This window comes from Chryseobacterium sp. GW821-FHT04C04 (assembly GCF_059420365.1).
The window spans coordinates 520,756-540,685 of the sequence record NZ_JBWKTO010000005.1; the positions used below are offsets into that span (position 1 = coordinate 520,756).

The following is a 19,930-nucleotide window of genomic DNA, read 5'->3' on the forward strand; positions in this document are numbered from 1 at the left end:
TTCTCTATTAAAAATCAACATTTAAACCTACAGATACGGTTTTTGGGTTAGGGTAAACATTTAGTGAATACGTAGTAATTGGCTCTGGATCGAATCCTTTCCAATCTGTCCAGGTATAAAGGTTCTCTGCCTGAACAAATACTTTGATTCCTTTTACTGGCAGTTTACCTAATTGACTTTTGCTAAAGTTATATCCAATAGAAATATTCTTAAGTCTGATAAAGTCTGATCTGTGTAAGAATCTGTCTGAAGAACCTAAGCTTAGGTTATTAGCTTTTAATCCAGGTACATCAGTATCTCTGTTATCAGGAGTCCAAGCGTTCAATAAATCAGCAGAAAGGTTTCTGTTTGCAGCTGCACTTGGGTCCATAATCCATGATTGTAAGTTATCATAGATCCATCCTCCTTGTTGGAAAGAGAATAAGGTATCAAGGAACCATCCTTTGTGTTGTAAATTGAATCCGAAACCTCCTGTAAACTTAGCATATCTTGATTTTCCAGTCAATACTCTGTCTGCAGATGTTGGAGCTTCAGTAATATTTCCGTTTTTGTCAAGGAACTGTAAGTTTCCGTTATCACGATTTACACCAACGTATGAATATAGCTGATATTGACCAGCAGGTCCACCGATAGCATTTACCACATCTCCTGCAAGGTTTTCGCTGTTCATAGAAACAATCTTGTTAGAGTTGTATGAAGCGTTTGCAAAAACAGATAATCTTGTATTTTCGTTTCTGATCACGTTATATTTGATCATCCCTTCAATACCTTTGTTATCAAGAATTCCGTCGTTACCTCTGATTGAGTAGTACCCTGTAACTGATGATCTCTGAAGATCGTTGAACATTCTTGATGTTCTTTTCTGATAGTAATCAAAACTACCTTCAATTAATCCTTTATAGTTAAAATCCACTCCAATGTTGCTTTGTTTTACCTGCTCCCACTCTAAGTAAGGGTTTGATAAGTTAACAAAGTTATATCCTAATAAATTCTGGTATCCTGAGAATCCATTATAAAGATCAAGGAAGTTATTGGGAAGAAGTGCTAACGGATTAGCGTTGTCACCTGCAATACCTAAGTTCTGGTTACCTGTAGTACCGATTGAAGCTCTTAACTTAAGCAATCTGAATCCGGAATCAGCCATGAATTCTTCTTTGTCAACATTCCATCTTGCTGCTACTGACCAGAAAGTCTCCCATCTGTTGGTAGGAAGGAAACGGTAAGAACCATCTCTTCTTACAACTCCACTTACTCCATATTTATCTTTGTAATCGTAGTCTACTGTTCCAAAATAAGCTAGCGTACCAGCAGTTACTTTTGTAGCACTGTTAGAAGGTCTGTAAATGTTTGGAGTATCCGGGTTAAATGGAATATAACCAGTTCCAGCACCAAATTCCCACTGTAATGGGTTCAGACCGTTTTGTCTTTGAGTCGTTGAAGTTACATGAGCTTTGATATAATCCAAGTATGCAGCAGCACTAATCGTATGATCTCCAAAAGTTTTATTGAATGAAATATTCGTAATACTGTTGAATGTTAAATCTCTTGTTGTTGAAAAGTCTTCAAATCCTCCATATCTTGATCCATCTCCTTTAGCAACGCTAATAGAAAGATATCCTAGTGGTGATCTTGCAAAATTTCTTTCGTATTGTTTGTACTCAATACCTGTTCTGTTTCCAACGCTTAAATAATCTGTAATTTTATAGTTTACGTTAGCATTAGCAGAGATACTTAATTCTGTAAATCTGTTTCTGATTCCTCCATTGATGTTATCCTGAAGAATCCATTGTCTGTTGTTAGCAGCATCTGCTCCTACAGCATTGTAAAGCTCCTGTCCGTTTGCATATGGAGAAGGGGCGATATATGGTCTTGAAAGTACTCCTCCGAATAAAGGATTCTGAAGGGTATTGTTAGCAATACCTGTGTTTGTTTCATCATCCAGCTGATTTCTTCTGGAATATCCTAACCCCATGATCGCACCGAAAGTCAGTTTCCCGTCTTTAGTCTTACCATTAAGGTTGTTTCTCATCGTAAATCTCTTGAAGTCTGTAGATCTTACAGTACCTTCGCTATCAAGATATCCTAAAGAGAAAAAGTTATTGATGTTTTCACCACCTCCTGTAATTGACAGGTTGTGTTGTTGAGAAATACCAACACGGGTAAATTGTTTGTTCCAGTCAGTATTGGTTCCCCAGTTATTGATCTGATCCTGAGATAAAGTATTCCCTAATCCCGTTTGTAAATTCTTTTGAAGCTGTAAAAGTTGTCTACCGTCTGCCATGTTATAGTCAGAAGTAGGTAATTTACTGAAAGAAGTTAATGCATCATAAGACACCTTCAGTCCAGAGTTGAATTTTCCTCCTTTAGTAGTAATTACAACAACCCCATTCGCAGCTCTGTTACCATAGATCGCAGTTGCCTGAGCATCTTTCAGGATACTGAACGTATCAATGTCATAAGAGTTCAGGTTTCTGAACTGAGAACCGGAAGTAATTACCCCATCCACAACGTACAAAGGATCTGTAGAACCATTAAGGGAACTTGTACCTCTGATCAAAATATTGAATTTTCCAGAACCTGGAGATCCAGATGCTGAATTCACTACAATCCCGGGAGCTGTACCCTGAATCGAGTTCAGTACCGAGATATTAGGTCTGTTTTCTAAGGTTTCAGCACCAACTGTTACTGAAGATGAAGTTGTTTTAGCTTTAGTAGCAGTCTTGCTATATCCTAAAACAACAACTTCCTCAAGTTTTGTCTCCTTCTCCTTACTGTTCTTAGAGTCCTTTTCCTGAGCTAGTACAGTCTGTCCTGTAAAAAACAGAACACCAACTGTCAAAACGCTTAATTTCACATTCATATTAACAGATTTTAATATATTCAAGTGACAAATATGTCAATAAATATCTGTAACATCAATTCATTAAACGCTGAAAACAGGCTTCTGGAACGGGCAGATTCACACCCATACTTAAAAAATGATAGAGAATCATTTTAATTATATTTAAAAAATTAACAAAAAATAAGTCAATTTTAATATTAACGGAATTTTAATAAATTTAAAAATTAAAATCAATTTTCACCTATTAAAAACAAATGGTTAAAAAAATAAACAAAAACAATCAATATACATGAAAAAAATAAAATAAATCAATTCTTAATTTGGGGCAAAATGGAGAAAAAAACACCCTATTTTCTTAAATTTTATATAAAAAATACACTTTTACAATCAGAGAACCCCTGTTTTAAGACAGTCTCATTAAGATAAAAATTAAAAAACTATTAATATACTATATTCAGAATTCGGTTGAAGCCCCCAATATGTTCATCCTTATTCTCTGTATTTTTTTAACCTTTTCACCATTAAACTTAAAAATAATTCAACTTTAAAAATGATGAAAATCCAGCCTCTTTTTACCTTAATAAAAAAGTAAAACACCCCAAAATATGAGGTGCTTTTTTATTTTAAATTCTGGATTATTTTACTTTTTAAAACTATAATATCTGGCTCCGATCAAAACAGGATTTTCAGTCTCAATAGAAACAAGCCCGAAACCTTTATACGCTATGTTCACAGATTCTTTCAGTTGTCTTCTGTGAAGCTTTTCATAGATTTCAAAATCAACAGCTGTTCTTTGGTTTAGATTTTCGAATAAGTTCCATTTTTCTACTACTTTTCTCCAGTTGTCAGAAACTTTACCCGCAAAAACCTTTGATTTCGAACCGCTTCCATACCCTACAAAGCCAATTTCCTTTCCTGAAAGTTCTTCATTTTCATTAAAAGCTGTTTGTAATGCGGAAAGAAATGCCATAAAGATGGAAGCTGTATACATATTCCCTATTTCAGAAGAGGCTCTCTGTGTCTTTTCTATCTTATCATTAATTAATTTCAGATAATTTTCAGACTTTGCAACTGCTTTCTGCTCATCCGCAGTTTCATAAGAAAGACCATTCTCAAGGCTGTAGATCTCAGTAAAAACTCTTTTCCCGTGGAAGGCATAAGGAAGATGAAAAATAATATATTCCCAATTTTCATAAGGTTTCTCCTGTCCTGTAATTTCTTTATAATGACTGTAGGCTTCTTTTATTCTATCCTGATAACACTGATTAGAATATTGTCCATCAAAAACAGGTTCATCCGTAAAAATTTCAATTTTTTCAGGATATGCTTCTGGTGCTCCATTCAAATCCTCTTTATTATATAATCTTCTCGGTTTGAAAAAATCAAAGACGCTTTCCGAGGCTACTCCCCAGTTATTTTCAATTTCAAGAAGATCTGGCTTTGACGAAACCAACAGAGCTACTGCTCCTCCTCCTTGTGTATATTCTCCTGAAGAAGCCAATTCATATTTGGCATAATCACTGGCAATCACTACTGCTTTTTTATCCGGATTCACTCTTACATAATCCAGCGCATTATGCAATGCATCTACCCCTCCTACACAAGCAAAGGTCATATCCAGAACGTCACAGTTTTTGAAACATCTTGCTCCAAATTCTTCTTCCAACACCTTTTCCACCATCTGTACCGCATAGGAAGCTGTAGACTTTGCTGCATCTACAGCACTTTCTGTTCCCAGATAAACTCTTGCTACTTCTTTAGGATTGATATTGTAATCTTTTATAAGCTTCAGCAACGCTTCTGCTGCAAAAGTTGCCGCGTCTTCATGAACATCAGACAGTCCCATTTTATGAAGACCTAACCCTTTTTCCAATTTCGCTGGTTCTATTCCCCTTTTTTCTGCTAAATCCTTAATCTCCAAATATAAACCAGGCACATAATAGCCCGCTGCTTCAATTCCAAAACTCATAATTGTCTAAATTTTAAACGAATTTATGAAAGATAATGCAAAAAACGGTGGTAAAAAATGCTGATTTTTGTAACATTACTAAAACCAACATACTTTAAATAATATTTCAACAAACTGGTATTGATCCTAAATAAAAAGAAAGCCAGCAAAATCTGCCGGCTTATCTATTTATTTATAGTTTTCTATTGCTTTATTGATGACATCAATCTGCTTGTTGATGCTTGCTGCATTTTGTGGATTTTGTTTCAGTAGCTCCATCTTTTTGCTTAAGCCGTCTTTCAGAATCTGAACCATCATCATTTTTGCTTGCGGGTTATCTGCCATCTGGTTTTTGGCATATCCCGCAATCTTTGCGACGCTTTCAGTTGCTTTCAGGTTATCTGAAGTCATAATCCAATTGAATCCTTCTTCTGCTGCTTTTCCTAATTCCGGATTCTGGAATTTAATAAATGGATAAAATGTTGCAAGTGGTGTAATATTTTCCATTTGAGAAGTAATTTTATTCTTCACAATAATCGGGAGCAATTGTGCCTGCAACTCATCCGAAGCTCCTTTCATATCAATTTTATCAGCCAGATTATTAGCTCTTGACGGATCTATTGAAAGAATGGCACTCATAGAACTTCCTTTCACAGCATTTGAAACCGCATTGACTCCTTTTTCAAATAAGGGAATGTATTTCTTATCTTTTGTCTTTCCTAAAGCGGCAATAGCAGCAGCCTGAGTTAAGGTTTTAGGATCATTTGAAGCCAGTTTTTCAACATCAGCACCTAATGCTTTCATCTGCTCAGGGTTGGTAAGATCTATTAAGCCTAATGCTTTTATTCTTATCCTAAAGAATGGATCTTTCAATGCGGAGGCTAGTAACTTTACGGCAGCAGGGCTTTTTCCAACCTGATCTTTTATTCCTGTCAAAGCATTATACCTATTTTTGAATTCCTTAGAGTTGGTAAACTGCATCAGATTCTGCTCAGGGGTTTTGGTATCGGTAATATCTGCCAATAAAACTCCGTCTGCATTAATGTTTATCAGATCCGGAGTCTTAGAAACATCAAAGTTGAATGTATTCTTTGCCTCTGCATTTACCCATACATTGTATCTTTTTGGCTTTCCGTTGTCATATACATCTATTGCCAGAGGGAACTCAAATGGTTTTTCCTGAGTTTGGTTAATAGTAACCGCCACCTGCTTTTTCACAGGTTCAAATGTAGATGAGTAACTGATTTTTGGATTTCCACTTCCAAAATACCATTGATTAAAGAACCAGTTTAAATCTTTCCCTGAAACTTTTTCAAAAGACAGTCTCAGCTGATGTGCTTCTGCGTTCTGATATTCATTGGTTTTCAAATAGTCATTCATTCCGGCAAAGAAAGCATCATCTCCAAGATAGTTTCTCAGCATATTGAGAATTCCTCCCCCTTTCTGATAAGTTACCAGGTCAAAAACATCTTCACGGGAATCATAATTGAATCTCACCAGATTCTTATTGAAGTCTGATGGATTGTGGATATACTGATTCACGTCTGACATCAGGTGATAATCTGCCTGGTCTTTTCCGTACTTATATTCGTTCCAAAGATATTCGGAATAGTTGGCAAAAGATTCATTGACGGTAAGATTACTCCAGCTTTCTGCGGTAACCAGGTCCCCAAACCAATGATGGAATAATTCGTGGGCAATGGTATCTTCCCATTTATTTTCATCAATAAGCTGTCCCGGTTTCTGAAGGATATCGCTTCCGTGAAGAGTTGCCGTAGTATTTTCCATCGCTCCACTCACATAATCCCTGCCGGAAATCTGAGCATATTTTGCCCATGGGTAGTCATAGTTTAATTTTTTGGAGAAAAAGTCGATCATTTCCGGAGTATTACCGTAGATCTGCTTGGCATAAGGCTCGTATTCTTTTTCGATATAATAATCAACTGGAATATTTTTCCATTTGTCTTTTACAATAGCATATTCTCCTACTCCCATGAAGAAAAGATAGGTAGAATGTCTTTTATCCATCACCCAGTGATCAGTTCGCAGGTTATTGCCCTCCTTTTTAGACTCTTTCAGAATACCGTTGGAAAGGGTAACATATTGATCAGGAACGGTCATGTAGATTTCCTGCGTTGTCTTTTGATTCGGTTTATCGATAGTCGGAAACCATGCAGAAGAAGATTCTGTTTCTCCCTGAGTCCAGATCTGTGTGGGCATATCCGGATTTGTTCCCTGAGCATTGATGAAGTAAAGACCTTTCGCATCATTGATTGCCATACTTCCTTCTTGTTTTACTTCGTTCGGGCGGGATGTGTATTTGATATAAACTGTATAATCCTGATTTCTCTGGTATGTTTTATCCAGGGTAATTTTCAGGACATCGCCTTTGTATTCGTATTTTAAAGGCGATTTTTTGCCGTTATTGTCAAGAGCTACTTCATGAATCAGCATTCCTTTTGCATCAAGCGTCAGTTCGTTTGCAGCATAAAAATAAGGTGAGGCAGTAAGCCATTCTTCCCCATTCATCTGTTCTTTCTGATAATCAAAATTTACTTTCAGCTTCGTGTGTTTGAGTTCTGTTACTTTGGTGTGAGTAGCTCTGTACACTTTTTCCCTTCCTGAAGTCTCAGTTTGTGCTGATACATTTGCGGAAAATAAAATCCCAAGTATAGCAATTGATAAAATGGCCTTTCTCATCGGTCTACTTTATTATTTTTTAGATTTATTTTTTTATGATGATATCGAAAATATCATTGACTAAGGTTTCATAGTCTCCTTTTTTAAGTTGTTCCTTCGTTTTTGCAAAAGCTTTTTTCAGTTCACTTTCAGGATTTTCGTCATCAACTATTTCTACCGAAGCGACTCCTTTCAGCTGAAGTACTGCATTTTTCAGTGCTTCAATATCTGCATTTTCTTCAATATCGATTTTTAAATACTTCATGATTTATTTTTAAGCATTTGAAATTTATGATCTACCACCAGCCCATTTATCTTCTTTCACAAAGATTCAATAAGCAAGCTGGAGTTGTTCTTTCAAATGTAAGAAACAATTATTAAAGGAAAGCCTGATTACGTTTTTATATCGAGATAATTTGAAGCATCAGCTACTTCGTACGGATCATGTTCCCGTCTTTGTAAGAAAACTTTATAGTACAGTTTGATTCTCTTTGTGTGCTGTAAACATGAATCTTTTGAGGATCAATTCCGTTCATTTCACACAGCAAAGGAGCTTCCCAGTCATTATAGAAAAGAGGTTCTCTTAAAGTAAGGTTGGGATTGGATTTAAGTTCATGAAAGACATCATATTCCAGGCAAATATTTCCGGTCTCAATATTATTTTCTTTGAGTGCAACATTCAGTTTGCTGAATAGTTCTTTATCAAACTGATGGGCATAAATCCATGAATTCTTCACACTGATATTAGTTGTTATAAGAATAAAGGCAATTCCAGCAAGAAAAATACTGACTGTTCTGTTCTGTAATTTCAGTTTAACCGACAGATAGATGATGCCTGAAATGAGAAATAGGGTATAGAAAAGCCTTATTGCTCCAAGATTTCTGTTATCAAATCCGAAAAGAGTGGGAATGTAAGAGGAGAAAAAAAAGATACTTAGCCCCAGCAATATTGATACAGAAGAAATAATGCTTAGGATTTTTAAATCCTTGACCTTACTCTTAAAATCGCAGCTACAGAATATTTTATAGACTATTGAAGGGATGATCAGGGAGACTATTATTTCTATAACATTCATTTTTCCTATGTTCAACAGTCCTTTATTAAGTCCTATAAAAATATCTTTGAAGAATAGTTTCACAGCATATTCCGCGACAAAAACACCTCTTTTGAATTCAAAGATTTTACTCACTTCATCTCTATGATAAGAGTGTATAAATATATTCGGCTGAATTACTTTCCTGAAAATCACTATTGCTCCAAGGGTAAGCATTGCGAAAAAAATCTTTTTTTTATTTTCTTTAATTATAAAAAGATTGAGAAGTATTAAAGGAAGAAAAATTTCATAACTCAATACTGATGCAATGAAAAACAAGGCGCTTGGTACAATTCTTTGCCGAACATATGCATAATAGATACTCAAAGCAAAAAAGATTGTTGCCAGGTTTGAGTTGAGCATAAGAGGAGAAAACTGAATACTTGTACCTATTACGGAACAAGAGTATAACAAGGTAATCAGGCTGGCCAATTCTTTTGAAAGAATATTTTTGGCTACCCAATATATAGCCACCAATGAAAGTGGGAAAAAGAGAATTCCTAAAAAATAAACAGATGCATTGTTCTTTGACAGGTAAAACAAAGTTCCTGTCACCATCCCCGAGACAGGTCTTGCTGCCATGGTTACAGAATCCAGAAACGAATGAATATAACTGAAATAAGAATCTGAAATAGATCTTAATTCATATACTCTTGCCAGATCATCCGTAAGTATTACTTTTTCTTTAAAAACGGACAGACAGATATAAAGGGCATAAACAATGATTAAGACATTTAAAAATATCAGATAATGATTGTTTATTTTTTCCTTCATATTGTTTTAGAAAAAGCTTACAGCAAAAAAATATATTGCCTATTAATATCAAAAAATAATAGAATTCTATTAATTAAAAAAAGGAATCAGGCTAATATAACAGAATGTTAAATTGCCACGGGAGCTTTAATCCCCGGATGCGGATCATAATTCTCCAGGGTAAAGTCTTCAAAATCAAAATCGAAGATGTCTTTAACCTCTGAATTCAGTTTCATTGTCGGAAGTGATCTGGTTTCTCTTCCAAGCTGTCTGTTGACCTGCTCAAAGTGGTTATTATAGATATGAACGTCTCCGAAACTGTGAACATAATCTCCTACTTCCAGATCACAAACCTGCGCTACCATCATCAACAGCAATGCATAGCTTGCAATATTGAACGGTACACCAAGGAAAACATCAGCACTTCTCTGATACAACTGTAAAGATAGTTTGCCATCTGCTACATAAAACTGGAACAAAGCGTGGCAAGGCGCCAAAGCCATGTTTGGAATTTCCGCCACATTCCATGCTGACACAATCAGTCTTCTGGAATCAGGATTCTTTTTAATCTGGTCGATTACTTCTGTGATCTGATCTATCACTTTTCCGTCTGCTCCACTCCAGCTTCTCCACTGTGCTCCATATACCGGTCCCAGATCTCCATTTTCATCTGCCCATTCATCCCAGATGCTTACTCCGTTATCTTTAAGATATTTGATATTGGTCTCTCCTTTCAGGAACCAAAGCAATTCATAGATAATAGATTTTAAATGCACTTTTTTAGTTGTCACCAATGGAAATCCTTTTGACAGATCGTATCTCAACTGATATCCGAAGACACTTCTTGTTCCAGTGCCCGTTCTGTCGGTTTTATCAGTTCCGTTATCTAAAATATGCTGTAAAAGATCCAGGTAGTTTTGCATTTTGAATGGGATTTTAAGTTTTCAAATTTAGTAAAAACCATCAAAAAAAGCACTCCTTTTTATGAATGCTTTTTATAGAGACCATCTCTATTTTCTATTAAACAGCTGTTTATCTGCGATCTAACTTCTTATATTTTTACCATATATTTTCAATCGTCTGGCTAATGGTATTTACGGTGAATGATTCTCCTGTTTTTTTACCATACATCACTTTTACCAAAGGAGATTCAGCCGAAACGGTCATGACTTTCTGATTATCAACAGCAATTTCGCCCATTGAAACAGAGATATAAAACAATCCCTTATTGGTTTTCACCAATGCTCCGTTCTGAACTTTTTCTGAAGGATCGGACGTTATTTTCTGCAAAACAGCCTGCTGGTTCAAAACTTCATTAAGCTGTCTCTGGAGATTATTAATTTCCTGCTGAAGCATTTCTCTGCCGGTTTCATATTTATCACCCATTGAGCTTTTCGTATCATTATTGGAAGCTCGTGTTTCTGCGATAAGGTTTTCAAAAGACTGGATTTTGTCCGTCGCTTTTGCTTTAATTATATTGATTATTTCTTGTTTGTTCATGGTAACACTTGGATTTTTTATTGTGAATGGTAAACCACCCCGTCAAAATCATAGATTTCGATACCCGAATTGAGCACCGTTTAAAGACTATTCATTAAGATTTTACAATTTCAGCTAAAACTTTATGGCTTTCATTTTTGAAATACAGCGTATTCTGAAACCTTAAAGCTGAAATCTTTTCCAGCATTGAAATCTCTTTTTGTTTTATCGAAAACATTTCCGAATGTTCCTGATACATGTTCGTCTTCAATTGAAAACTTAACAGGTTCTTTCGACATATTCAGAACTACCAGCACTTCATCTTTTCCGTTTTTTCTTACATACGCCAGAATTTTGTCATTGGCTGTAGTATTCAAAAGATACGTCGTCACATTAGAATCTCCACCTCTTAGGGCTGGATTGGAAGCTTTTAACTCCAGTAATGTTTTATAGAAATCCGCTGCCTGGTACGTATTGGTCCATTTGATAACATCTTTTTCGAAAAACTCCAGTCTTTTCATATTGGGAAGCTCCTGACCTGAATATAATAACGGAACTCCATTCCATGTTGCTGAGAATACAGCCATAGGTTTTGTGATGACTCCATATTTTTCATATTCGGTCCCATTCCATGAGTTTTCATCGTGATTTGTTGTAAACCATGCTCTCATTGAAGCATCTCCGATATTAGAATATTGTCTTAGAAGATCTTTTAATTCCTGAAGGGGTTCATTTTTTTTATAATAATCAGCAGATTTATGCATCCATTTCCATGAATAGCTGGCATCAAAAACTTTTCCGTATTCAGGACTTTCCAACTCATCGAATTCTCCCAGCCAGAAAAGAGGTTTTATTTTTTCTACTTCAGGACGTGCCTGCTCCCAGAAATCTACTTCTACCCATGAAGCCAGATCACATCTGAAACCGTCAATACGGGTTTCCTGCACCCAAAATTTCATAGCATCTATCATTGCCTGGCGCATTTCCTTATTTTTATAGTCCAACTCAATGATATCATCCATTCCTGAAGCGATATGGAATTTACCGTCGGGATCTTTCAAATAAAATTCGGGATGTGTTTTGGTCCACACATGATCCCATCCGGTATGGTTGGCGACCCAGTCTATGATCACTTTGAATCCTAATCTGTGTGCCTCATTTACCATATCTTTAAAATCCTGTAGTGTTCCGAATTCAGGATTAATGGAAGTATAATCTGCAGCTGCATATGGGCTTCCCATACTTCCTTTTTTATTCTGCTGGGCAATGGGGGTAATGGGCATAAACCAAAGTGTTTTTACTCCCATAGATTTCAGGCGGGGCATTTCTTTTGCAAAGGCTTTGAAAGTTCCTTCCTGAGTATATTGTCTTATGTTGACTTCGTAAATATTCGTGTTATGTTTCCAATCTTTTGGCAGTTCTGTCATCTTCCGGGTATTTTTTTGAGTGGTACAGGAAACAATTCCCAGACCAATTACAGCTAACAAAATCAATTTTTTCATTAAACTATTTTTAACAAAAGTAAGGATTGTTTTTTGAGAAAAAGTAAAAGGAAAAGTGAAATCATTAAAAGGTTAATGGGTGGATTTGCGAATCGGCTTACTGCCACTAAGCAGGTGAATAACTCTTTTTAATAATTTATTTTTTGCCATAAAAAAGCCCTGGATTAAAACCCAGGGCTCATTATATTTTGTTGACTATCTTTCTTCATCATTGTCATCCTCATCATCAAAGACATCATCGTTGTAGTCTTCTTCTTCCTCATCATCAAAGCTATCATCTTCATCTGAAAAATTCCCTCCTGCTACAAAATCATCATCAAAACCGAACTCATCATCTACCAGAGGCATTGCTGATTTCCTTTTGGATCCTCCAGCACTTCCATTTTTGCTAGGTGCTTTCAATGGAACATTTCCAAATCTGTATACAGTGATCGGATAGTTCACGCCTTTTGTTTCTTCAATGACTTCAACAAGCTCACAGAAGAATTCCCAAAGGTCAAGCAGCCCATACTGAAACTGTGCTTTGTCACCTGCATTTGCAAAAGCCTCATCAATGTAAACATCTGACATAATTTCGCCATCACCATCATCACTCATATCTTCCAATGGGACACTTTTTACGATCGTTCCGTCATCTTCTAACAGATTAAAAGTAGAAAGCTCATCTCCCTGCAGACTGAATGCACTTTTAATTCCTAAATGTAAGTTCCATAACGTTTGTTTTCCCTTAACTTCGATATCTCGGAAAATATCTTCTTTCGCATCTAATATTACGCGGATTTTGTAAACCATATCAGTTTCTTAAATTACTTTTTTGCCTTTATAATTATGATAAATCTCTGGTGCAAATATATAATAAATGACATGTGACAAAAAAATATTTCAGGATTTTTTAAAATATTTTTTTTTCTTACATTTTGCAGGAATTATTTACTTTTTTCGAGCATAAAACTGAATTTCGTCCCTTCAAGGTAGACACTTTCTACAGTAATATTTTCGTTATGAGCTTCAAGGATGTGTTTTACAATAGCCAGTCCTAGTCCGGAACCGCCTTCTCTTCTGCTTCTGCTGGTTTCTACACGGTAAAATCTTTCGAAGATCCTTGGAAGAAGTTCAGATTTTATTCCCATTCCGTTGTCTATTACTTCTATCAGTACCTTATTTTTAAGGACACTGGTTTTTACAATGACTTTTGCTTCCTGCCTGTTGGCATAATGAATGGCATTGGAAATAAGGTTAATGAAAACCTGGGAAATTTTTTGTTTATCAGCTTCCACAAAAATCTGTGGATGAAGGGTCTGTATTTGTAAGGTGGTATTTCGTTTTTCAGCTTCAAGATCAAGCAGATCAAAGATTTCCTTAATCAGAAGATTGACATCAAATTTTGAAACGGTAAGATTGATTTCGCCTGCTTCCAGCCTGTTGATCATATCCAGGTCTGTCACAATAGCAATAAGTCTTTCTACGGATTTGTCTATTCTTTCCAGATATTTATCCCGGATGGTAAGGTTGTCTACCCCCCCGTCTCTTAAGGTTTCCACATATCCCTGGATAGAAAATAAAGGTGTTTTCAATTCGTGGGAAACATTTCCGATGTATTCTTTACGGTAGCTTTCCATCTCTTTCATCATATCAATTTCTGATACCTGCTGCTGATTGAGATCCGAAAACCTTTCACCCAATTCTTTGATCGTGATATTTTCATCGTGATTCTGAACTATTTCCTGCGGAAGAAATCCGGAAAGACCTTTTACCTGTTTTCTGCTGTAGTAATTGAAAAGAAGTTCCAGCACGACAGAGTTAATCAGAAAGATCAGGATAATACAGATCAAAAGACCCGTTTTGAACAAAGGGGTCTCATAATAGATATCTTTCAGTGAATCGAATACGACTACTAAAAGGAACATTACCAGTGTCAGCAGACAAGAGGCAACGAGGGTAAGTCTGTAAAATTTCAATTTTACAACATTTTAATGATTGAACGTAAAGGTAAGATTTCTAAATAATTAAACGATCAGTTTATACCCGATTCCTTTTAATGTCTGAATCGTATTGATTCCTAGTTTTTCTCTTAGCCTTCTGATATGAACATCGATTGTTCTTTCTCCTACAATCACATCATTACCCCAAACTTTTTCCAGAATCTCTTCTCTTTTGAAAACTTTTTCAGTGTTGGAAGCCAAAAGGTAAAGCAAATCAAATTCTTTTTTAGGAAGAAGAAATTGCTGTCCGGCTTTGGAAACTCTGAAGTTATCTTTGTCGATAACAAGGTCTCCGATTTCGATTAGTTTTGCATTGTCAGAAACCTGAGAGGTCAACTGTAATAATGCATTCACTTTAGAGATAAGGATTTTCGGTTTGATCAGTTTTACGATGTAATCATTGGCACCCGCCTGAAAACCTGCTAACTGAGAAAATTCTTCGCTTCTTGCAGAAAGGAACACGATAAGTGTTTTTTGCAGTTCTTTCACTTTACGAAGTTCCTGACAGGTTTCTATACCATCTTTCTCAGGCATCATGACATCTAGTAAGATAAGGTCCGGAACAATTTCCTTTGCTTTTTCTATACCTTCATTACCATTGGTCGCTGTATAGATATCATACCCTTCCTTTTCTAAATTGTAAGACAGAATCTCTAAAATGTCCAGTTCATCGTCTATTAAAAGAATTTTTTTGCTCATCTTCTAGTTTAAGAATTCCCACAAAATTAATTATTTCAATTGATTTTATCTATCCGTCAAATGTTAACTAATTATTAAAAAACTACATTTTAACTTAAAATTACAAAATCAATAAAAAAATTAAACATTAAATACACATAAATCAAATATACGAAACAATATTGGAAATTAAAACAAAAAATATAATTAAAAAAATTAAACATCAATAACCACCTGTACCGCTCATTCGTTCATACAAACTTCACAATTAATTAAGATTATCCTAAAGTTTTCTTAAAAACTTAGCCCTTATTTTGCCCTTGAAAAAGAAGTAAAAGAAGTAAAATGAAAAAACAACTCCACAAGAGCATTATGCTACTTGCCTTGTTTTCTGCTGGCTATGCCTTTGCACAGAGTCAGATTCTGGAAGGTAGGGTATTGGATGAGAAAGACAACACTCCTATAGAAGGAGTAAAGGTAAAAGTAAATGGCCAGGAAGTAACCACTGACATTTCCGGATACTACTCTATCAACCTATCCCCTGGTGCCAATTACATTGTAACGGTAAGTTCCAATGGGTATAACAGAAAAGAGATCAGTGAGGTTATTATAAAGAATGAAGGTAATACTCATCTTGATATCGTTCTGGATAAGCCATCTACTAAGGAAAAAGAAATTGAGGGAGTTGTCATAAAATCAAACGCCAGAAAAGAAACCATAGCCTCTACAATCGGTTTACAGAAAAATGCCGGTGTAGTTTCTCAGGTCATCGGGGTTGAAGCTATCAAAAGAAGTCCGGACAGAAACACCGGTGAAGTTCTGAAAAGAGTTTCAGGGGTGAGTTTATCTGAAGGGAAATATATCGTAGTAAGAGGGTTATCAGACCGTTACAACCAGGCGATGTTAAATGGTATTCAGCTATCCAGTACGGAACCAGACAGAAAGACCTTTTCTTTTGACCTTTTCCCGGCAAACGTTATCGAAACTCTTGTTATCAACAAAACTTTCATTCCTGAATATACCGGAGAATGGGGAGGAGCTTTGATTCAGGTAAATACTAAAGATATTCCCAATAAAAATTTCTTCAATGTTCAGGTAGGTGTAGGAGGAAACACAGCTACTATGGGACAGGAATTCCACATGCAGAAAGGCGGAAAATGGGACTTTTTAGGAATTGATGACGGTTACAGAAAGCTTCCCACCAATATGCCTGCAAAAAATGCGTTCAGCATTCTAACTGAAGGTCAGAAAACAGATATTGGTAAAGGATATACAAAGAACTTAGGATACAACAGTATTGGATATCCTGAAAATTTAAGTTTACAACTTGACGGAGGTTTCAATACAAAGCTTTTCGGAAAAGATTTAGGGGTAATTGCAGTATTAAACTACAGTAACAATAAAAGAAGAACCGAATCTACCAACCGTTTCTTTACCATCAACGACCAGCTTGCTGACACCAACTTCGATTATTTCACAGAAAAATACAGCAATGATATTATTTTAGGAGGGATGTTGAATCTTTCTTTAAAATTAAACAACAACAATAAAATTTCCTTAAAGAATATCATCACCAACAATACGGTGAACCATATGTCTTTCAGAACAGGAAAAGATTTTGAATTTGATCCAATCAACGGAACAAATATTATGGCAAGGGAAATTGGGTTTAAAGAAACTACTTTCTATAACTCAACCCTTACCGGTACTCATAAAATTGATGCTCTTGGCGGATTTACCGTAAACTGGTACGGAAGCTTCGGGATCCTGGATCAGTATATTCCTTTGCTGCAGCGTTTGCAGTACAACCAATACACAAACATGGAAGGAAGCCCTTATTTAGCATTGATTTCTAATGGCCTTTCTCAAAAATCAGGAAGTGTATTCTATTCTACTCTAAGCGATTATCTCTATAATGCAGGGGGTGACATCTCTAAGTCATTTACTCTATTTGGGCAAAAACAAACCATCAAAGGAGGGTATTTGTTCCAGGTAAAAGACAGGATCTACAACTCAAGACCTTTCTCTGTAAAACTTGAAAACTTCAACCAGGGATTACTTTCCCAACCTTTCGAAACGATCTTCAATCCAGGAAATTTCGGAAGTAACGGAGGATTTACATTTGATGAAATTGCAGGAAATCAGTACAGATATATTGCCAATACCATCCTTAACGCAGGATATTTACAGTTTGACAACAACTTTACACCATGGTTAAGAGCTGTATGGGGATTAAGAGTTGAAAACTTTGATCAGTTGGTAGGAAGCACAAAAAGAAGCGATGACCGTTTTGTAAACACTCGTGTTACTGACTTTTTACCGGCCGTTAACTTGACATTCAAGGTAAACCCTAAAATGAATATCCGTCTTGCAGGTTCACAAACTGTTGTAAGACCGGAATTTAGAGAGGTTTCTCCTTTAGCATACTATGACTTTGATTTGGGAGCTACCGTAATCGGTAACAAGTCTATTGAAAGAACAAAAATAACGAGTGCTGACGTTCGTTGGGAATATTACCCAAGAAACGGAGAAATTATATCCGTAGCAGGTTTCTATAAAAACTTCAAAAAACCAATCGAGCTATACTTCAACCAATCAGGGGTAGGAACCAGTAATACCTTCAACTACCTTAACGTAGATAAAGCTGATGCTTATGGTGTGGAAGTAGAAGTAAGAAAAAAACTTGATTTTGTAAGTGCTCTTAAAAACTTTACGCTAGGTGGAAACGTAGCTTTAATTAAAAACAAAGTAACAGACGAGGCTACTAAAATTGACAGACCAATGCAGGGACAATCTCCATACACTGTCAACGTAAGTCTTCAGTATGATACTGAAAAATCAGGATGGTCTTCTACTGTACTATTCAACATGATCGGAAGAAGAATCCTTTATGTAGGAAACGACCAGGTACCACCAATCTGGGAAGCACCAAGACCTCTTTTAGATTTCCAGCTTGCTAAAAAAATATGGAGCAACAAAGGAGAGATCAAGCTTAATGTTTCAGATATCCTGAACCGTCGTGCTAAATTCTACCATGACCTGAACGATAATGGTAAGTATGACAGTAAGGATGCTCTTGCTATTGAAAGACTTACAGGAACCAATATCAGTTTAACACTGGGATACAATTTTTAATTCATTCAACAAATAATCTAATAAATAATTTAATTCTTTATAACATGAAAAAGTTCGTTTTATATTCTTTAATGCTTGGCGCTCTAGTATCTACTACCGCATGTAGAAATATAGAAGAAGATGGACCTACCATTATTCAAAATGGAGGTAACGGAAACGGAGAGACTGAAAACATTATTCTTTCAGGAAAGATCACTTCCAGCCTTACGCTTAAAGCAAATAAAATCTATAAGCTAAGAGGGCTAGTATACGTAACTAACGGAGCTACTTTAACTATCGAGCCAGGTACAAAGATTGTAGGTGAAGCTGATAAAAACGGAGCTTTGATTATTACAAAAGGAAGTAAAATCATGGCAGAAGGTACTGCTGCCAACCCAATTATCTTCACTTCTGAAAAACCAAGTCCTAAAAGAGGAGACTGGGCAGGGATAGTAATTTTAGGAAATGCTCCTACTAATGCTTCTTTCGGTGGAGTAAACGGAGTTGGAGAGATTGAAGGAGGTATCAACAACTCTGATGGTCTTGGACTTTACGGTGGAAACAATGCTGCTGATAACAGTGGTGTATTAAAATATGTAAGAATAGAATATGCAGGATATGCATTCTTACCGGATAAAGAGATCAACGGACTTACGTTCGGTGGTGTAGGCAGCGGAACTACAGTAGATTACGTAGAAGTTGCTTATGCTAATGATGACAGTTTTGAATGGTTCGGAGGAACGGTAAACTGTTCTCACCTTATTTCTTACAAAGGTCTTGATGATGATTTCGATACGGATAACGGTTTCTCAGGAAAGGTACAGTTTGGTATTGCAGTAAGAGATTCTCAGGTAGCTGACGTTTCAGGTTCTAACGCATTTGAATCTGATAATGATGCCAACGGTTCTACTTTGACACCTCAAACATCCGCTACATTCTCTAACATGACGATCATCGGGCCAATCAACTCTGCGGCTCCAGGAACGATCAACGCGTTATTCCAGAATGCATTACAGATCAGAAGAAACTCTTCTATCTCTGTATTCAACTCTGTATTTACAGGATTCCCTGTTGGTTTATTCATTGATGCTACAAAAGGTGCTCCAACAGATAACAATATTGTAGGTAATAAGCTGTTCTTTGAAAACAACGTTTTAGCAGGAATGCAAACTCCTTTAAAATTCGGACCATCTACTTCTACTCCGACAACGTATACATTGAATGATCTTACAACTTGGTTTAATGCTAAAGGAAATACAATCCTTGCTTCTACTGCTGATGTAAAGCTTACCAATGCATGGGCTCCTGCAGGAACTACACCAAACTTCACTCCTAGTGCTGGTTCTCCATTATTAACAGGTGGAGCATTTACTAACCCTAAATTGGCTGCTTGGTTTACACAGGTAACTTACAAAGGGGCAGTAAAAGATGCCAACGATACTTGGTATGCAGGATGGACAAACTTCAACCTATAACACAATATAGCAGTTAGATTCAATTTTTAAAAGCCTTCGGAAGTATTTTCCGAGGGCTTTTTTTATCACTTTTGTCTGATTCCACTGAAGCCTGACGATTTCAACATTAAGGGGTGTTCATATTGTAAAAAGGAAAATTGCAATTTGAACAACTGCTTTTTATCGAATCACAGATTGTCACAGATTCCCATATAAGTTTATTGAGAAGTTTTGCCTAAAGCCGGATGAATATATTCTTTTATAAAAGCAAACGGTCAAAAGCCCGGTCCTATTGAATGGAAAAACAAATTTTGATATTTACTCAAAAAATAATCAATAATCAATAATCAATAATCAATAATCAATAATCAATAATCAATAATCAATAATCAATAATCAATAATC

The 19,930-nt window shown here is 36.0% G+C and carries 13 protein-coding genes; 2 read left to right on the plus strand and 11 right to left on the minus strand.

Annotation, left to right across the window (positions count from 1 at the left end):
* Nucleotides 1-7: 7 nt before the first annotated feature.
* From AC07UM_RS19195 to AC07UM_RS19245, 11 genes are all read right to left on the minus strand, one after another.
* Nucleotides 8-2,860, minus strand: a complete 2,853-nt coding sequence (locus tag AC07UM_RS19195; RefSeq protein ID WP_494681637.1) for a SusC/RagA family TonB-linked outer membrane protein — start codon at nucleotides 2,858-2,860, stop codon at nucleotides 8-10.
* A 622-nt stretch (nucleotides 2,861-3,482) separates the two neighbouring features.
* A complete protein-coding gene (locus tag AC07UM_RS19200; protein ID WP_494681638.1) occupies nucleotides 3,483-4,811 on the minus strand; it encodes a hydroxymethylglutaryl-CoA synthase family protein in 1,329 nt (442 codons plus the stop codon).
* A 168-nt stretch (nucleotides 4,812-4,979) separates the two neighbouring features.
* Nucleotides 4,980-7,490, minus strand: a complete 2,511-nt coding sequence (locus tag AC07UM_RS19205) for a M1 family metallopeptidase (RefSeq protein ID WP_494681639.1) — start codon at nucleotides 7,488-7,490, stop codon at nucleotides 4,980-4,982.
* A 25-nt stretch (nucleotides 7,491-7,515) separates the two neighbouring features.
* Complete coding sequence (locus AC07UM_RS19210) at nucleotides 7,516-7,734, minus strand: hypothetical protein (RefSeq protein ID WP_103234222.1); 219 nt, start codon at nucleotides 7,732-7,734, stop codon at nucleotides 7,516-7,518.
* A 163-nt stretch (nucleotides 7,735-7,897) separates the two neighbouring features.
* Entirely contained in the window at nucleotides 7,898-9,337 is a 1,440-nt protein-coding gene (locus tag AC07UM_RS19215) for a hypothetical protein (protein WP_494681640.1), read from the minus strand.
* Between the two features lie 107 nt (nucleotides 9,338-9,444).
* A complete protein-coding gene (locus AC07UM_RS19220; RefSeq protein WP_494681641.1) occupies nucleotides 9,445-10,239 on the minus strand; it encodes a thymidylate synthase in 795 nt (264 codons plus the stop codon).
* Between the two features lie 136 nt (nucleotides 10,240-10,375).
* Nucleotides 10,376-10,816 (minus strand): GreA/GreB family elongation factor, encoded by a 441-nt coding sequence (locus AC07UM_RS19225; protein ID WP_103234224.1) that lies wholly within the window; start codon nucleotides 10,814-10,816, stop codon nucleotides 10,376-10,378.
* A gap of 131 nt (nucleotides 10,817-10,947) precedes the next feature.
* Nucleotides 10,948-12,297 carry an alpha-amylase family glycosyl hydrolase gene (locus tag AC07UM_RS19230; protein ID WP_494681642.1) on the minus strand — a complete coding sequence of 450 codons (1,350 nt, stop codon included), beginning with the start codon at nucleotides 12,295-12,297 and terminating at the stop codon, nucleotides 10,948-10,950.
* A gap of 195 nt (nucleotides 12,298-12,492) precedes the next feature.
* Entirely contained in the window at nucleotides 12,493-13,089 is a 597-nt protein-coding gene (locus AC07UM_RS19235) for an IS1096 element passenger TnpR family protein (RefSeq protein WP_494681643.1), read from the minus strand.
* 134 nt (nucleotides 13,090-13,223) lie between these two features.
* A complete protein-coding gene (locus AC07UM_RS19240; protein ID WP_103234227.1) occupies nucleotides 13,224-14,255 on the minus strand; it encodes a sensor histidine kinase in 1,032 nt (343 codons plus the stop codon).
* Nucleotides 14,256-14,303: 48 nt separating this feature from the next.
* Nucleotides 14,304-14,978: a response regulator gene (locus AC07UM_RS19245; protein WP_109737926.1), complete on the minus strand. Its 675-nt coding sequence runs from the start codon at nucleotides 14,976-14,978 to the stop codon at nucleotides 14,304-14,306.
* Between the two features lie 324 nt (nucleotides 14,979-15,302).
* Between AC07UM_RS19245 and AC07UM_RS19250 the strand changes: the two genes are divergently transcribed.
* Together AC07UM_RS19250 and AC07UM_RS19255 are read left to right on the plus strand one after the other, a co-directional pair.
* The gene (locus AC07UM_RS19250) at nucleotides 15,303-18,092 is read left to right on the plus strand and encodes a TonB-dependent receptor domain-containing protein (protein ID WP_494681644.1); all 2,790 of its coding nucleotides are present in this window, start codon (nucleotides 15,303-15,305) and stop codon (nucleotides 18,090-18,092) included.
* Nucleotides 18,093-18,136: 44 nt separating this feature from the next.
* On the plus strand, nucleotides 18,137-19,546 hold the full coding sequence (locus AC07UM_RS19255) for a beta-helix domain-containing protein (protein ID WP_494681645.1): 1,410 nt from the start codon (nucleotides 18,137-18,139) through the stop codon (nucleotides 19,544-19,546).
* Nucleotides 19,547-19,930: the final 384 nt, after the last annotated feature.

Bases quoted from the DNA above. Each gene is read 5' to 3' on its own strand.
- AC07UM_RS19195 (WP_494681637.1), bottom strand. From the start codon at position 2,860: ATGAATGTGAAATTAAGCGTTTTGACAGTTGGTGTTCTGTTTTTTACA.
- AC07UM_RS19200 (WP_494681638.1), bottom strand. From the start codon at position 4,811: ATGAGTTTTGGAATTGAAGCAGCGGGCTATTATGTGCCTGGTTTATAT.
- AC07UM_RS19205 (WP_494681639.1), bottom strand. From the start codon at position 7,490: ATGAGAAAGGCCATTTTATCAATTGCTATACTTGGGATTTTATTTTCC.
- AC07UM_RS19210 (WP_103234222.1), bottom strand. From the start codon at position 7,734: ATGAAGTATTTAAAAATCGATATTGAAGAAAATGCAGATATTGAAGCA.
- AC07UM_RS19215 (WP_494681640.1), bottom strand. From the start codon at position 9,337: ATGAAGGAAAAAATAAACAATCATTATCTGATATTTTTAAATGTCTTA.
- AC07UM_RS19220 (WP_494681641.1), bottom strand. From the start codon at position 10,239: ATGCAAAACTACCTGGATCTTTTACAGCATATTTTAGATAACGGAACT.
- AC07UM_RS19225 (WP_103234224.1), bottom strand. From the start codon at position 10,816: ATGAACAAACAAGAAATAATCAATATAATTAAAGCAAAAGCGACGGAC.
- AC07UM_RS19230 (WP_494681642.1), bottom strand. From the start codon at position 12,297: ATGAAAAAATTGATTTTGTTAGCTGTAATTGGTCTGGGAATTGTTTCC.
- AC07UM_RS19235 (WP_494681643.1), bottom strand. From the start codon at position 13,089: ATGGTTTACAAAATCCGCGTAATATTAGATGCGAAAGAAGATATTTTC.
- AC07UM_RS19245 (WP_109737926.1), bottom strand. From the start codon at position 14,978: ATGAGCAAAAAAATTCTTTTAATAGACGATGAACTGGACATTTTAGAG.
- AC07UM_RS19250 (WP_494681644.1), top strand. From the start codon at position 15,303: ATGAAAAAACAACTCCACAAGAGCATTATGCTACTTGCCTTGTTTTCT.
- AC07UM_RS19255 (WP_494681645.1), top strand. From the start codon at position 18,137: ATGAAAAAGTTCGTTTTATATTCTTTAATGCTTGGCGCTCTAGTATCT.